1 protein-coding gene is annotated in these 264 nt (G+C 69.3%); it reads left to right on the top strand.

From position 1 onward, the window contains the following. A partial coding sequence (locus HKX41_11880; protein NNC24833.1) for a hypothetical protein occupies positions 1 to 264 on the top strand: 264 nt, incomplete at both ends.

Below are 264 nucleotides of genomic sequence, written 5' to 3'. Positions count from 1 at the left end.
CCTTCGCAACGATGGCGGCCGCCACTGTGGGTGGTTTCGCGGGGAGCATCGCCAGCCAAGCGGTAGGCAAAGTGGTCGGCGCTGTCGACCACTTCAGCTTACGCAGCGCGGTGGGCAGCGGCCTGACCGCTGGCTTCACGGCGGGCATAGGCAGTCAGCTCGGCTCGATGGGCGAGCTGATCAAGAACAGCCAGTGGGGCAGCGTGGCTGGATCCGCCGCGCTGACCGGTGCCGGCGGCTACGTCGCCAACCGCATCGCCGGCG

It is taken from the genome of Salifodinibacter halophilus (genome assembly GCA_012999515.1).
Lineage (GTDB): Bacteria > Pseudomonadota > Gammaproteobacteria > Nevskiales > Salinisphaeraceae > Salifodinibacter > Salifodinibacter halophilus.
Note: the sequence above shows the minus strand (reverse complement) of the source record. Positions and strands in the feature narration are given on the sequence as shown.